Consider the following 15,041-nt stretch of genomic DNA (forward strand, 5'->3'; position numbering starts at 1 on the left):
TTAAAGGGCACTATTTGGTCAATTCGCTCAGCAGCTGCTGCTGGGCCGATGATCTGGGTGCGCCGTCTTCGCATTCTAGCCTTAAATAGTGGCCTTGGGTGTCTAATTGCCAGCTTTGGTGGCTGTCGCTCAGGTAGCTCTCAAGATCTGCCATGAGCCGCCGTACCAGGGCCGGCTCTTCCACCGGGAAGCACACCTCCACGCGCCGGTTCAGGTTGCGCTCCATGAGGTCTGCGCTGCCGCAGTAGAGCCCGGGCTGGCTGTTGGCGAAGTAGAACACCCGGCTGTGCTCCAGAAACCGGCCCACCACTGAGATCACCCGGATGTTGTCAGACACGCCGGCGATGCCCGGGCGCAGGCAGCACATGCCGCGAATAATCAGGTCTACCTGCACGCCGGCCTGGCTTGCCTTGTAGAGCGCCTGGATCACCTTGGGTTCGGTCAGGCCGTTGCACTTGATGATAATGCGCCCGCTATTGCCCGCCTCTACGGCTTTTACCTCAGCGTCGATCATGCGCAGTAGCTGGCGCTTGAGGGTAAAGGGCGCGTTGAGCAGTTTTTTGGGGCGCTCGGTTTTGCCCATGCCGGTGAGCTGCTGGAAGATAATGTGTACATCGGCGCCCAGGTCTTCATCGGCCGACATCAGCGAGTAGTCGGTATACAGGCGCGCGTTGCCCGAGTGGTAGTTGCCGGTGCCCAGGTGCACGTAGCGGCGCAGCTTGCCGTTTTCGCGGCGCACAATAAGAATCATCTTGGCGTGGGTTTTGTAGCCCACAACCCCGTACACCACCACGGCGCCTGCCTCTTGCAGGCGGCTGGCCAGCTCCAGGTTTTCCTCTTCGTCGAAGCGCGCGCGCAGTTCTACCACGGCGGTGACTTCCTTGCCGTTGCGCGCCGCCTCCAGCAGGGCATCCACTATGGGGGAGCTGGAGCCTGTGCGGTACAGGGTTTGTTTGATGGCCAGTACATCCGGGTCTTTGGCGGCCTGGCTCAAGAGCTCCACCACTGGCGTGAATGATTCAAAGGGGTGGTGCAGCAGCTGGTCGCGGTGGGCAATGGCCTGGAAGATGTTGTCTTTGCGGGTGAGCCCTTTGGGGATGGTTTGCACAAAGGGCGCGTACTGCAAGTCCGGCCGGTTGAGAGACTTCTCGGCGTCCATCAGGCGTTTGAAATTCACAGGCCCATTCACCAGGTAGAGCTCTTGCTGGCTTAAGCCCGTTTCGCGCAGCAGAAAGTGAATCAGTGGCTCCGGGCAGTCGTCTACCACTTCCAGGCGCACGGCGTTGCCAAAGCGCCTGGAGTGCAGCTCGCCCCTGAGGGCCCGGGCCAGGTCTGCCACGCCTTCGGTGTCGAAATCCAGGTCGGCGTTGCGGGTAATGCGAAACTGGTAGCAGCCTTTGATGGTCATGCCCGAGAACAGCTTGTCGGCATTGGCGTGAATGATGCTCGATAAAAACACGAAGTTGTCGCCGCCGCTCACCAGCTCATCGGGGAACTTCAAAATGCGCGGCAGCGAGCGCGGTGCCGGCACAACCGCCAGGCCCGTCTCGCGCCCGAAGGCGTCTTGGCCCTCGAGCGACACAATAAAGTTCAGGCTTTTGTTCACAAGCCTGGGGAAGGGGTGCGCCGGGTCTAGCCCGATGGGGCTGATGATGGGCAGCACATCGGATTCAAAAAATGCATCGGCCCATTCGCTTTGGGCCTGTGTCCATTGGTTGCGTGGAATGAAGTGAATTTCTTCTGCGGCCAGCGCCGGTAAAATGACATCGTTCAGAATGCGGTATTGTTCAGCCACCAGCTCGTGGCACTGCTGGCTGATGGCGGCCAGCACCTCTTGCGGGCTTGAGCCGTCAAGCTCGGTGATTTCACGCTCCATGGCGATGCGCTGGCGCAGGCCGGCCACGCGAATTTCAAAAAATTCATCCAGATTGGCCGAGCAAATCAGCAAAAATTTCAACCGCTCAAGCAGCGGGTGCGAGTTGTCGAGTGCCTGGTTGAGCACCCGCCGGTTAAAGTGCAGGTGGCTTAACTCCCGGTTCAGGTAATAGGCCGGGTTATCCAGAAATTCGCAGACCAGATCGTTCATGGTATTCCAGGGCTTGCTATTGTGTGGGTGGTGCGTGGTTTACTTGCCGCCATGGCGCGCACTGGCTGGCACAAAGCGATAAAACCTGTGCGCCGGTACCATTCATTATTTGATCTGGGTGGGCGCGTAACAAGTATAGTGAACAGGGCTCAAATCAGCCGCATCCTACACCTTCTAAATGAAATAAATGTGACCTTATGAAAAAAATATTCTTGCTGCTGGCCATTGTGGCTGCAGTGGCGGCGTTTTACGGGCTGGGTGGCGAGGCGCTGCTGGAGCCTCAAGTGTACCGGCGTTGGCTGCAAGAGCAGCCGCTGTTGGCGGGCTTGGGCTTTGGCGCCATCTATGTGCTGGTAACGGCCTTATCGCTGCCGGGGGCTGCGGTGCTCACGCTCATTGCCGGCGGGCTCTTCGGGCTTTGGTGGGGGCTGTTGATTGTCTCTTTTGCCTCAAGCATTGGTGCCACGCTCGCCTTTCTGGCCGCCAGGCTTTTGCTGCGCGATTGGGTGCAAGCCAAGTTCGCGCGCCAATTGGCCACCATTAACCGCGGGCTTGAAAAAGACGGCGCCTTTTACTTGTTCACCCTGCGGCTGATTCCATTGGTGCCCTTTTTCGTGATCAACCTGGTGTTTGGGCTTACGCGGGTGAAAACCTTTACCTTCTACTGGGTGAGCCAGCTGGGCATGTTGGCGGGCACGGCGGTGTATGTGAATGCCGGTGCGGAGCTTGGCCAGCTTGAAGAGCTGTCGGTCAGCGGGGTGATGTCGGCAGAAGTGTTATTGGCCTTTGCATTGCTCGCGGTATTCCCCTGGCTTGCCAAACTGCTCATGGCGCAGATCAACCGCTGGCGGGTGTATGGCCCTTACCAAAAGCCCAAGCAGTTTGATACCAACCTGGTGGTGATTGGTGCCGGCAGTGGCGGCTTGGTGTCTGCTTACATTGCCGCGGCCGTGAAGGCCAAGGTCACACTCATTGAAAAGCACGCCATGGGCGGCGATTGCCTCAACACCGGTTGTGTGCCCTCCAAGGCCTTAATTCGCTCGGCGGCAGTGGCGCAATCTATGCGTGAGGCCGAGCACTTCGGCGTACAACCGGTTGTGCCTGAGGTGGATTTCAATCGGGTGATGAGCCGCGTGCACGAGGTGATAGGCCAGGTGGCCCCGCACGACTCCATTGAGCGCTACACCGCACTCGGGGTTGATTGCATCACCGGCAGTGCGCGCCTGGTTTCGCCTTGGGAGGTGGAAGTAAACGGCAAGATTATTCGCACCCGCGCCATTGTGCTGGCCACCGGCGCGCGCCCCAGCATCCCTGCAATCGACGGGCTTGAGCAGGTGAATTACTACACCTCCGATACCATCTGGTCACTGCGGGAAAACCCGGGCCGGCTGCTGGTTTTGGGCACCGGCCCCATCGGCTGCGAGCTGGCGCAGGCCTTTGCACGGCTGGGTGCGAACGTTACCCTGCTTGGGCGCGCGGCGCGCATTATGCCGCGCGAAGATGCCGATGTATCAGAGGCTATCAGCCAAGCGTTTGTGCGCGAAAAAATTCAGCTCATCAATGGCGCAACGGCGGTGGCCTTTGAGGTAGAAAATGGTGAACAGCGCCTGGTGTATGAACAAGATGGCAAGCGCACAAGCCTTGTGTTCGATACTTTGTTATTGGCCGTTGGGCGCACGCCCAACGTGGAGGGTTTTGGTGCCGAGGCATTGGGCCTTGCCCTCACTGACAATGGCAGCCTTGCCGTAGACGATAAGCTGCGCACGCGTTTCCCCAATATTTATGGCTGCGGCGATTTGGTGGGCCCCTACCAGTTTACCCACATGGCCTCGCACCAGGCCTGGTACGCGGCGGTAAACGCCTTGTTCAGCCCGTTAAAATCTTTCAAAGTGGATTATAGCGTGGTGCCCTGGGCCACCTTTACCGCGCCGGAGGTGGCGCGCGTAGGCTTGAGTGAAGCCGAGGCACAGGCCAAGCACATTGAGTATGAAATTACCCGCTACGGCATTGATGATCTGGATCGCGCACTGGCCGATGGCACCGCCACGGGCTTTGTGAAAGTGCTCACGCCAAAGGGTAAAGACCGGATACTGGGTGCGGTTATTGTGGGCCACCACGCCAGCGAATTAATCACCGAGTTCATCAGCGCCATGAAACACGGGCGAGGGCTAAACAGCATACTCGGCACCGTGCACATCTACCCCACCATGAGCGAGGCCAATAAATTTGCCGCCGGCAACTGGAAGCGCGCCAATGCGCCCCAGCAATTGTTGGGCTGGGTGCAAAAATTTCACGCCTGGCGGCGCTGATAGATTGCGCTTTTTTACAAGCTGATTACACTTTGGGCATTCGTTGCTGAATGCCCAAGCCCTCACTTATATGCCGCACCTTCTGCCTGCCACCTTGCTGATTATTGATGTGCAAAAAGCCATTGATGATCCGCTTTGGGTAAGTCACGGGCCGCGCGCTAACCCGGAGGCCGAAACCCGCATAGCGGCGTTGCTGGCACACTGGCGTGCGCACCGTTGGCCGGTTGTGCATTTGCGCCACTCCTCGCAACTGGCCGGCTCGCCCTATAGCGCAAAAAGCGCGGGCTTTGCCTTCAAGTATGCGGTTAACTCCGGCCCCTTGGAGCGGGTGGTGACCAAGCGCAACAATAACGGCTTCATCAATACCGCCTTGCACGCAGAGCTTAAACAACTGCATTGCCAGCAGCTGGTGGTGTGTGGTGTAACCACTAATCACTCGGTAGATGCCACAGTGCGCCACGCGGCAGGTTTGGGCTACCGCGTAACCCTCGCCACAGATGCCACCGCCGCCATTGCGCTGGTAACGCCAGAAGGTGAGGTGATTGATGCAGACACAGTGCAGCGCGTGTTTCTGGCAAATCTTGCGGGCGAATACTGCGCCCTTACTCTAAGCGATGACATCATTGGTGCACACCAAAGTATTTGCTAGCACGTAACCATCAGCGCCCCTTAGGTGCACAACCCCCTGCTGAAACCTTGTCTATACTCAAACCCTGCAACTATGAGCGCGCCCGGGGCCCTTGGCCTGTTGACGATCGCTGTTGTGGGCGTAGTTCAGCTTTTCTACCCGCGGGGCATGCCAGTTGGCCCTTGTACTTAACTAAGGATCTATTGCTTTAAGGATGTAGCCTATGAAGCTGCTGAGCGACTCCTACGCCTACCTGCGCTTGGTGCGGGCCTCGGCGCTTGTATTGCTGGTGGCTTTTGCAGCATTAATCTGGTTTGTGATTGAAAGCGGCCGAAGTGGTGCCTTCAAAAACCTCTCCCGTGATCTAGATAAAAGCCTTGAAGTTCAGCGGCAAATGGTAGAGAGAACCTTATCCGAGCAGCGCAACGAGCTGCGGTTTCTCTACGATACGCCGCCTATTCAGGGCATAGCACGTGCCGCCAACAACCAAGGTACAGACCCGCACGATGGCACTTCCATTGCCGAGTGGAAGCAGCGTTTGGCCACCATTTTTACTGCCTACCTAAAAACCAATGCCGATGTGAACCAGGTACGCTACATAGGTGTGGCAAACAATGGCCTTGAGCTAGTGCGTGTTGAGCGCGACCAAATGTCGGTAGAAGTGGTAGAGAATGCCTTTTTGCAAAAAAAAGGTGAGCGGGATTATTTTACTGAAACGGCCCGACTGCCCATTGGACAAATCTATACCTCTGACATCAATTTAAACCGCGAGCACGGTAAAATTGTGTTTCCACTCGAGCCAACCTACCGATTGGCCATTCCCATCTATGACCGCGTAGACAGTGTGTTTGGCATATTAATTATTAACTTTAATGCCGAGTTTCTGTTTGAACGCATGCGCGACACCTTATCTAGCCGGCAATACCTGTTTCTGGTTAACAGTGATGGCGGCATCATTGTCGATGGTTATGGGCAGCACAGTTTCGGCTTCGAACAAGATCAAGCAAGCACCTGGCACAACCATTACGTTGAGTTTGCCGCTGGCGGCGGTGCAACCAGAATAGTCTCTCAAGAAGGGGCTGAACTCTTTGCCAGGGCGCGCGAATTGAGCGTATTGGGTGTAGAGCACCATAATGTCTTGCGGCTGATTGTAGCTATTGGTTATGACGCAGTAGATGACCTGATGAATGCACAGGTTATGGGCGGCATTTACGCGGCATCCGGCGGTATGTTGGTGTGCCTTGTGTTGCTATTTATGTATCAATCGAATGTCCAGCAGTCCGTCAAGCTCAAAGAGGCTCACGCCAACTTCCGTGCCCTCATTGAAGGCTCGCAAGATGCCATTCTCACACTGGATGAAAGTGGCAGAATTACTTCTTGGAATTTGGCGGCTATTGAAACCTTGGGTTACAGCGAAGGTCAGGCACTCGGTAAGCCTATTGATTTCCTTTTTTCCAACGACACCCACCAGCAGATGTTTGATGCGTTGTTTAACAGAGTGTTGAACAACGAATTTACCGAGCCCCTACGCTTGCCGGTGGTGCGTGCGGATAATCAGCAGCTGGAGGTGGAAGTTAAACTTTCACCAATTAAAACTTCAGTGGGCAATGTGGGTGGTGTGTCGGCATTTGTTCGCGACGTGAGCGTGCAGGTGCAAGCCGAGCAGGCCATTCGCGATGCCAATAAACAGTTAGAGGCACAGGTGGAGTCGCGCACCAAAGAGCTTGCCCGGGCTGTTGATCATGCCAAGGCTGCCAACGCTGCAAAAAGTGGATTCATTGCCAATGTGAGCCATGAAATACGCACCCCACTCAATGGCATTGTAGGTATGCTGAGGCTATTGCATAAAGATCTTGAAAAACAAGAGCGTGAAAAATATCTAAGCTTGGCAGAAAAGAGCGCGGTGGTGCTTTCGAGTTTAATAAATGATGTGCTGGATCTCTCCAAGATTGAAGCCAATAAACTGGACATAGATTCGTCACGCTATTGCCTGACCACAGTGGTTGATGACCTGGTGAATTCACTCGCCATTAAAGCCAATGAGCAGAATATCGATTTCGTACTCAATGCCGCAAAGGTTAAGCACCATTATCTGATTGGCGATGGTAAACGCCTGCGTCAGGTGCTCACCAACCTTATCGGTAATTCACTTAAATTTACAGAGTCGGGTTATGTACATGTAAGTCTTGAGACTGAAATTATCGAGCACGATAAAGTCCGGGTTTTTGGTGTAGTGAAAGACTCCGGTATAGGTATTGCGGAAGACAAACTGAAGGCTGTTTTCGGAGCCTTTGCCCAAGCAGACAGCAGTGTGACCCGCGAATTCGGCGGCACAGGGCTCGGGTTGTCGATTTCGCGACAAATATGCCAGTTAATGGGCGGCGATATTGCGGCCACCAGTGTGGCGGGCAAGGGATCGGAATTCTCGTTCACTCTTGTACAGAGGCTAGATCCCGCAGACAGAAATCCGTTTCAGGATGTAAGCCTAAATGGCATGCGCGCTTTGGTACACACAAGCCAGGAATATGTAAGCCGCAGTTTGAGCGATTATCTAAAAGTCTTGGGAGTGACCAAGATTGAGTGGCCGGCCAACACCAAAGATGCAGCATTTAATGCCGAAGACTACGACCTGGTGTTTATTGACATACACCTGCTAACTGACAGTCGGGTGATCTTGTCTGAGGCCAATAGCATTATTCTTCACAAAAGTATTATGCATGCCAGCAAGCAACTTAAGGGCTTTGAAAATTTTCGAAAGCTTAACAAGCCCGTCACCCTCACAGACCTTGTAGATCTTTTAAGGTTGATGCAAAACGGAGGCAAAAAAGCGGCCGGTATGCCGGAAATCCAGGCGCAAAGTGGCGCATCACCGCTGCAGCTATTAAAGGGGCGCGCAGCGCTACTCGTCGATGATAATCAGGTGAATCTTGAGATCGCCGTGGGTTTACTGGCCGATATCGGCATGCAGGTGATCACGGCGGAGAACGGCGAAGATGCGTTGGCAAAGCTAAATGACCCGGCCAATGCCTTTGATATTATTCTAATGGATTGCCAAATGCCCGTGTTGGATGGTTATGAAACGTCCAGGCTAATTCGTGAGGGCAAAGGCGGTTTACACAATGCCGATCTACCTATCATTGCCATGACGGCCAACGCCATGGCGGGCGACAAAGACCGTTGCCTGGTGGCAGGGATGAGTGACTATTTAACCAAACCCCTGGACCCAGAGGAGTTTGATAACATGCTGTACCGCTGGCTAAAGCCCGAGCTTAAGTAGGGTGTGGCAGGTACCTGCGCCTGTGCGCGCCGGCACTGATTGGCTCTTACATGCAAATAACCTTTATGGCTTTATGCGCAACTTCCTGTACTTAAAAATATAATCCGCAAAAGGGCGGAGCGATTTAGGCCGTGTGTTTATCCGGTGATGCGCAGGTAGTGCTTGATGACGTTTAGATCATAGCTTGTGCGTGAGTTTTTAAAATGCCCACTTTCTCAAAGGCCTGCTTTAAGGCTTCAACGGTGACCGGTTTACTCAGGTAGTGGTTCATGCCACTTGCGTAAACGGCTTCACGGTGCTCTTGCATGGCGTGGGCGGTAAGCGCCACGATGATGGAATCTGGCAGCATGTTGCGGCGCTCGTACTCGCGAATGCTGCGCGTGGCCTCAAAGCCATCCATCTCGGGCATCTCGCAATCCATTAACACCAAGTCAAAATCTGCATCACCTGCGGTAACCGCCTCGAAAGCCAGGCGGCCGTTTTCCACAATGGTGGGCTTGATGCCAAATTTACCGAGCAGCCCTTTAATCACCATGCGGTTAACCTGGTTGTCTTCGGCTACCAGTACTTTCAGGTTGGCATAGAGATTGTTTGTGCTGTCGCTTTTTGTTTTGGCGGTTTCCGTTTTGTGGCCCAAAAGGCCTGCCAGAATCAGTCGCAATTTGTTGGGCGTGACCGGTTTTCTATGCACCTGCTGAATGCCGGCTTCGGCCAGCTGGTGGGCATCTGGCATGGTGTCGCCACCGGTTTGCATGGCAACGGGTAGCGTGGGGCTTGCGAGGTTGCGAATTTTTTTGCTAAGCGAAAGGCTATCCAGTTCGGGCATGTCGTTATCGAGGTAGGCGAAATCAATCGTTGGGCTATTTTCTGAATCCAGGAGGGCAAGGGTTTCTGCCTCGTTGGTGGTTTGATGTACCTCTATACCCCAGCTGCGCGCATGCTGGTTGATAATGCCGGCCAGGTAGCTGTTGTCTTCCACCACCAGCAGCTGCTTGCCTTGCAACAAATCGGCCGGCACTTCCGGGGGCAGGCTATCGGTTTCGGCCGCCAGTTCGAAGCGCGCGGTAAACCAGAAGGTAGAGCCTTCACCTTCGGCTGAGTCTACGCCTATCTCTCCGCCCATCATTTCTGCCAGGCGTTTACAAATGGCAAGGCCTAGGCCTGTGCCGCCAAACTTGCGGGTGGTTGAGCTGTCTGCCTGGCTGAAGGATTGAAACAGCCGCGCGATGCCCTCTTCGTTAATGCCGATACCGCTGTCGCGAATGCTGAAACAAATAAGCGGCGCATCGCTTTCGGGTTTGCGCAAGCACCGGGCTTCCACAATCACGAAACCTTCACTGGTAAATTTAAAGGCGTTGCCAATTAAATTGATGAGCACCTGGCGCAGGCGGGTTTGGTCGCCCAGCAAGTTGAGCGGCGTGCCGGGGGCGACGCTGCCAATTAATTCTATGTGGCGTTTGTTGGCGGTGGCGCCGAACAATTGCACGCAATCTTCCAAGAGGTCTTCCAGGTTGAAGGGCGCTGCTTCCAGCTCCATTTTGCCGGCTTCAATTTTGGAGTAATCCAGAATGTCGTTAATGATGTCGATCAGGGTTTCGCCCGAGCGGTGAATCACATCCAGGTAGTGTTGTTGGGTGTTGTTGAGCGGCGTGTCGCGCAGCAGCTCCACCATGCCAATCACCCCGTTCATGGGGGTGCGAATCTCGTGGCTCATGGTGGCCAGAAATTGGCTCTTGGCGCGGTTGGCAGATTCGGCCACGGCTTTTTGCCGTTCGGATTCAAGCTTTTGCTGTTTTTCGGTGAGCAACGCGGTTTCAATGGCCTGGCGCTGTTCGATATCTTCCAGCAGCGAGTTGCGCATTTGGTTAAAGGCGTTTACCACGTTGTCTAATTCATCGGGTTGGGCCGGGTCTTTGTGGCGCTTGAGTTTGAGCGGCGTTGAGAGGTTATCGAGGCTGAGCTGGCGGGCGTACTGGGCGATGGTTTCCATGTGGCGGGTTAGCAGCGAGCGCACCAGCCATAAAATAAATAGTGAGATCAACAGCGTTTTGGTGCCCTGCAATACGCCGATGTAAATGGCGCGCCCCCAAAGTTTGTTGTACACGCTGTTGAGGCTTGCGGTAATAATCAGTTTGCCGAGTTCCTGCTCGGGGGTGTTCGGATCTGAGTAGATGAGCGGGTATTCTTTTACCAGCGTGCCGCGGCTGTTTTCTTCGCTAGTATTGACCGCTCTGTTGCCGGAGCTTGCGGTCATGGCTTGATCGGTATTGTTCCAGTCGCGCCACACCACTGTCACCTGGGCTACGTCTTCTACTTCCAGTACCGATTGAATTTGCACGTTGAGCTGCTCTTCATCGAAGCCCCAAAGGCTTTTGGTGATAGAGGGCAGGGTGCTGATGCGCACCTGGTCTAATCGCTTGTTGAGCGCGTCTATGTCGTCGTTAAAGCTCACATACAGCTGCACCAAAATGGCAAACAGCGCCATGGCCGAGCTGCTGATAATGATCAGTGCCAGCAGTCGTGTTGCGATGGGGTTTTCGCGGCGGTAGCGGGTCAGGCTGAACATAGTCGCAGGCGATTTCCTTTGGCCAAAAGCGGTGGCTTGGGTGCGCCCGCCTTCGGCCGCACCTCAGAAAGTGTAGCAGCTAAACGGCGGGCTATTCGGGCTCGAAGGCCAGCAATAGCCGGTTCAAAAACCGGCTGCCCAAAGGGGTGGCCTGCAGCCTGTCCGGGGTTATCAGGCCTTGATCGCGCAGGCGGCCAAGGGTGGGCTCCAGTGCCTTGAGGCTCAAGCCCGTGCGGGCTTCAAACAGGCTGGCCTCTACGCCTGCGCTTAAGCGCAGGGCATTCATCATGAACTCCAGCGGCAGGTCGGCTGGGGCAAGTGGCTCAGTGCTGGCGGCAAAGCTGAAGTGGCTGCCGGGCTGGGGCGGTTGGCCCGCGCGCTGCAGGTAGTGCTCGGGTGTGCGGGTTTTCCAGCGGCGCACCATCGCGAGCCTGCCTTCATGAAGGTGGCTGAGTTTGCCGTGGGCACCGGCACCCACGCCCACATAGTCGCCAAATTGCCAGTAGTTGAGGTTGTGGCGCGCAGCCTTGCCCGGTTTGGCATAGGCCGAGATTTCGTACTGGCCAAGGCCCGCCTCTCTCAGTGCCGCGGCGCCTGCGTCTTGAATATCCGCCAGGGTGTCTTCCACGGGCAGTGTGGGCGGGCGCCTGAAGAACTCGGTATTGGGCTCGATGGTGAGCTGGTACCACGAGAGGTGGTTGGGTTCCAGCGCCAGCGCCTGGCGCAAATCCTCTGCTGCATCGGCGGGCGTTTGATCGGGCAGCCCGTGCATTAAATCCAGGTTGAAGTTATCTATGCCGGCCCGTCTGGCCATGATGACCGCCGCCTGCGCCTCAGCGCCGCTGTGAATGCGGCCAAGGTGTGCAAGCTGCTTGGGGTTGAAACTTTGCACCCCAAGGGAAAGCCGGTTCACGCCGGCGGCCCGGTAGCCGGCAAAGCGCTGCTGCTCGGCGGTGCCGGGGTTGGCCTCAAGGGTGATTTCAATATCTGGCGCAAAACCAAAGCAGCGCTCGGCGCCCTCAAGCAGTGCGCCAATAGCGTGTGCGCTAAACAGGCTGGGTGTGCCGCCGCCAAAGAAAATGGAGGTGAGCGGCCGGTTGTGGGTGAAGGGCTGCTCTTGCGCCATATCGGCCAGCACCGCGGCCACGTAGGCGGCCTCGGGCAGCTCTGCACCGGCCTTATGGGAGTTGAAATCGCAATAGGGGCACTTGCGCACGCACCAGGGAATGTGGATGTAAAGTGACAGCGGCGGCAGGCAATCGGTGGGCATCATCGGCGTGTCAGGCGCTGTGGCTCGCTGACAATTCAGCCAACAGTTTTTTCAGTGCCTGACCGCGGTGCGACAGCGCGCTTTTTTCTTCCTTGGAAAGTTGTGCCGAGGCGCATTGGCGCTCAGGCACCCAGAATAACGGATCGTAGCCAAAGCCATTGTCGCCCGCAGGTTGCGTGAGAATCTCACCGCGCCATTCGCCCTGGCAAATGATCGGCACCGGGTCGTCGGCGTGGCGCACCAGTGCCAGCACACATAAAAAGCGTGCCGTGCGTGCGCTTCTGGGTTGGCCTTCCAGTGCTTGCAGCAACTTGGCGTTGTTGGCGGCATCGTTGCCGTGCTCGCCTGCGTAGCGCGCAGAATAAATACCGGGCGCACCCTTGAGGGCGTCTACGCACAGGCCCGAGTCGTCGGCGAGTGCCGGGCGGTTGGCAATACGGGCTGCGTGCCGGGCTTTTAATATGGCGTTTTCCACAAAGCTCAGGCCCGTTTCTTCGGCATCTGGGATGTCAAAAGCCGACTGCGGCACTACGCGAATACCGCACTCGGCCAACAGGTGATTGAGTTCTGTGATTTTGCCGGCGTTGTTGCTGGCCAGCACAATTTCACTGATCGTTGACATAGAGTTTCCGGGAAAAGCTAACGTCTATCGCCGTGCCATCTGGCGTGGTGACGGTTAAGGCGAAGTGCATGACTTCTTCATTGGTAAAGCGCAGCTCGGCCAGGTAGTAGGTGGCGTTGGGCTCTTCCACAGGTTTGAAGCTCAGGCTTTTGCGCTGTTGCATTAGGTTGGTGGCCGCCCCTTCCACGCCTGCGGGCAGGCCCAGTGTAAAGTGCCCGTCGGCCTGCTTTTGGGTGAGTGCCACATTCACGATGATGCGATCTTTGGCGCGGGTAAAGCCCAGCGCGCGCGCGGCATTGGCAGGCAGGAAATCGCTGGTGAAGGTGCTAAAGTGCACGCGATAGTCGCCACTGTCGTGCCAGGGGTTGGTGGTCACGGGGGTGGCCGTTGGCGGCTCGGGTTGGGCGTGTACAAACGGGGCCCAAAGGGTGGCGAGCAATACAAAACCCAGCAGTGTTTTCATGGCTATTTACTCAGGTGGTAGATGGCATTGACCGCCAGCAGGTTGGGCGCAAGGTCGATGAGCCCGTGGGTGCCGTGGGCGCCGGTCACTTGGCGCTGCAAAATCTTGATGCCCTTTTCAGCACACAGCACTTCAAAATCGCGCACGGTACAAAAGTGGATGTTGGGGGTGTCGTACCATTGGTAGGGTAGCAAGTCAGACACCGGCATGCGCCCGCTGGTGGCCAAATGCCAGCGGGCTTTCCAGTGGCCAAAGTTCGGAAAGGCAATAATGCACTCGCGCCCCACGCGCAGCATTTCATCGAGCACCAAATGCGGAAAGCGCATGGTTTGCAGGGCTTGGGTCATTACCACCAAATCAAAACTTTTATCGCCAAAGCGGTTGAGGCCTTCATCCAGGTTGTGCTCGATAACATTCAGGCCCTTTGCAATGCAGGCGTTAATTTCATCGCCACCAATTTCCAGCCCGTAGCCTTCAATCTGGCGGCTTTTGCGCAGCAGTTGCAACAAGGTGCCATCGCCACAGCCGAGGTCCAGCAGGCGCGTACCCGGCGCCACCCAGCTTTCAATAATAGAGTGATCAATGCGCAGGCTCATGGTTGCACCTGCGTGTGGGTATCGATGGTTTGCATAAAGTGGGTGAACACCTGCTCGTAGCGGGAGTTGGGTAACAAGAAGGCATCGTGGCCGGAATTTGATTCAATCTCCGCGTAGCAAACCGAGCGGTTGGCGGCCATGAGTGCATGGGCAATTTCGCGCGAGCGCTCGGGCGAAAAGCGCCAGTCGGTGGTGAAAGACACCACCAAAAAGCGCGCCCGGGCCCGGGCGAATGCTTGTACCGGGTCGTCGTTGTATTCGCGCGCCAGGTCAAAATAATCGAGCGCGCGGGTCATCAGCACGTAGGTGTTGGCATCGAAGTTGTCGGAAAACACATCGCCCTGGTAGCGCAAATAACTTTGCACCTGAAATTCCACCGGTTCATCCACCCCTTGGGCAAAGCTGCCGCGGCGCAGGGCCCGGCCGAATTTTTCACCCAGCCCATCGCCCGACATATAGGTTATGTGGCCAATCATACGCGCGGTGGCCAGGCCATTTTTGGGCGTGGTGTTGTGGGCCAGATAGTCGCCTGCGTGGAAGTTGGGATCCGAGGTGATGGCGTTGCGCGCGGTTTCATTAAAGGCAATGTTTTGCGCGGTAAGCTTCATGGCCGAGGCAATCACAACGCAATTGCGCACGCGCTCCGGGTATTCCAGCGCCCAGCGCATGGCCTGCATGCCGCCGAGCGAGCCGCCCACCACGGCCGCCCAGTTGTGAATGCCGAGCGCCTCGCCCAGTTTGGCCTGTGAATGCACCCAGTCGCGCACGCGCAAGGGCGGGAAATCCGGCCCCCAGGGTTTGCCTGTAGCAGGGTTGATGCTGGTGGGCCCGGTGGAGCCCGCGCAGCCGCCTAAATTGTTCAGCGCCACCACAAAAAAGCGGTTGGTATCTATGGGTTTTCCCGGGCCTATGTAGTGATCCCACCAGCCGGGTTTGCGATCGTCTTCGCTGTGGTAGCCGGCTGCGTGATGGGTGCCCGAGAGTGCGTGGCAAATGAGCACTGCATTGCTGGCATCGGCGTTGAGTTGGCCGTAGGTTTCGTAAATGAGCTGGTAGCTTTCCAGCACGCGGCCGCAGGCCAGCTGCAGCGGCGCTTGTGATTCATAAATTTGTGGCGTTACGAGGCCAACGGAGCGGGCGTCTGACTTGGGCACCTTCTGCTATCCAGTCGCGGTTAGGGTGGCCGCAAGTCTAAGGACGCACCCGCGTCAGGGCAAGCGGGCA

10 protein-coding genes are annotated in these 15,041 nt (G+C 56.4%); 3 read left to right on the top strand and 7 right to left on the bottom strand.

Going from position 1 to position 15,041, the window contains the following annotated elements:
* Positions 1-10: 10 nt before the first annotated feature.
* Positions 11-2,086 carry a polyphosphate kinase 1 gene (ppk1, locus tag L1F30_RS01400; protein WP_253358486.1) on the bottom strand — a complete coding sequence of 692 codons (2,076 nt, stop codon included), beginning with the start codon at positions 2,084-2,086 and terminating at the stop codon, positions 11-13.
* A gap of 197 nt (positions 2,087-2,283) precedes the next feature.
* On the opposite strand from ppk1, the gene L1F30_RS01405 reads away from it, so the two are divergent.
* The 3 genes from L1F30_RS01405 (at position 2,284) to L1F30_RS01415 (ending at position 8,300) form a co-directional block, all read left to right on the top strand.
* A complete protein-coding gene (locus L1F30_RS01405) occupies positions 2,284-4,395 on the top strand; it encodes an FAD-dependent oxidoreductase (protein ID WP_253358488.1) in 2,112 nt (703 codons plus the stop codon).
* A gap of 70 nt (positions 4,396-4,465) precedes the next feature.
* Positions 4,466-5,044 carry an isochorismatase family protein gene (locus tag L1F30_RS01410; protein ID WP_253358490.1) on the top strand — a complete coding sequence of 193 codons (579 nt, stop codon included), beginning with the start codon at positions 4,466-4,468 and terminating at the stop codon, positions 5,042-5,044.
* A 202-nt stretch (positions 5,045-5,246) separates the two neighbouring features.
* Positions 5,247-8,300, top strand: coding sequence for an ATP-binding protein (locus tag L1F30_RS01415; RefSeq protein ID WP_253358492.1), 3,054 nt, complete (start codon positions 5,247-5,249; stop codon positions 8,298-8,300).
* A gap of 172 nt (positions 8,301-8,472) precedes the next feature.
* Here the strand turns inward: L1F30_RS01415 and L1F30_RS01420 are convergent, their stop codons facing one another.
* From L1F30_RS01420 to L1F30_RS01445, 6 genes are all read right to left on the bottom strand, one after another.
* Complete coding sequence (locus L1F30_RS01420; protein ID WP_253358494.1) at positions 8,473-10,866, bottom strand: response regulator; 2,394 nt, start codon at positions 10,864-10,866, stop codon at positions 8,473-8,475.
* 91 nt (positions 10,867-10,957) lie between these two features.
* Positions 10,958-12,139: a radical SAM family heme chaperone HemW gene (hemW, locus tag L1F30_RS01425; protein ID WP_371922642.1), complete on the bottom strand. Its 1,182-nt coding sequence runs from the start codon at positions 12,137-12,139 to the stop codon at positions 10,958-10,960.
* A gap of 7 nt (positions 12,140-12,146) precedes the next feature.
* Positions 12,147-12,758, bottom strand: a complete 612-nt coding sequence (locus L1F30_RS01430) for an XTP/dITP diphosphatase (protein ID WP_253358495.1) — start codon at positions 12,756-12,758, stop codon at positions 12,147-12,149.
* A complete protein-coding gene (locus tag L1F30_RS01435) occupies positions 12,742-13,221 on the bottom strand; it encodes a DUF4426 domain-containing protein (protein WP_253358497.1) in 480 nt (159 codons plus the stop codon). The genes L1F30_RS01430 and L1F30_RS01435 overlap by 17 nt, the downstream gene beginning before the upstream one ends.
* A gap of 2 nt (positions 13,222-13,223) precedes the next feature.
* Positions 13,224-13,811 carry a methionine biosynthesis protein MetW gene (gene metW / locus L1F30_RS01440; RefSeq protein WP_253361876.1) on the bottom strand — a complete coding sequence of 196 codons (588 nt, stop codon included), beginning with the start codon at positions 13,809-13,811 and terminating at the stop codon, positions 13,224-13,226.
* 2 nt (positions 13,812-13,813) lie between these two features.
* The gene (locus L1F30_RS01445; protein ID WP_253358501.1) at positions 13,814-14,971 is read right to left on the bottom strand and encodes a homoserine O-acetyltransferase; all 1,158 of its coding nucleotides are present in this window, start codon (positions 14,969-14,971) and stop codon (positions 13,814-13,816) included.
* Between the last annotated feature and the right edge of the window lie 70 nt (positions 14,972-15,041).

The organism is Simiduia sp. 21SJ11W-1 (assembly GCF_024138675.1).
GTDB lineage: Bacteria > Pseudomonadota > Gammaproteobacteria > Pseudomonadales > Cellvibrionaceae > Simiduia.

Bases quoted from the DNA above. Each gene is read 5' to 3' on its own strand.
- ppk1 (WP_253358486.1), bottom strand. From the start codon at position 2,086: ATGAACGATCTGGTCTGCGAATTTCTGGATAACCCGGCCTATTACCTG.
- L1F30_RS01405 (WP_253358488.1), top strand. From the start codon at position 2,284: ATGAAAAAAATATTCTTGCTGCTGGCCATTGTGGCTGCAGTGGCGGCG.
- L1F30_RS01410 (WP_253358490.1), top strand. From the start codon at position 4,466: ATGCCGCACCTTCTGCCTGCCACCTTGCTGATTATTGATGTGCAAAAA.
- L1F30_RS01415 (WP_253358492.1), top strand. From the start codon at position 5,247: ATGAAGCTGCTGAGCGACTCCTACGCCTACCTGCGCTTGGTGCGGGCC.
- L1F30_RS01420 (WP_253358494.1), bottom strand. From the start codon at position 10,866: ATGTTCAGCCTGACCCGCTACCGCCGCGAAAACCCCATCGCAACACGA.
- hemW (WP_371922642.1), bottom strand. From the start codon at position 12,139: ATGATGCCCACCGATTGCCTGCCGCCGCTGTCACTTTACATCCACATT.
- L1F30_RS01430 (WP_253358495.1), bottom strand. From the start codon at position 12,758: ATGTCAACGATCAGTGAAATTGTGCTGGCCAGCAACAACGCCGGCAAA.
- L1F30_RS01435 (WP_253358497.1), bottom strand. From the start codon at position 13,221: ATGAAAACACTGCTGGGTTTTGTATTGCTCGCCACCCTTTGGGCCCCG.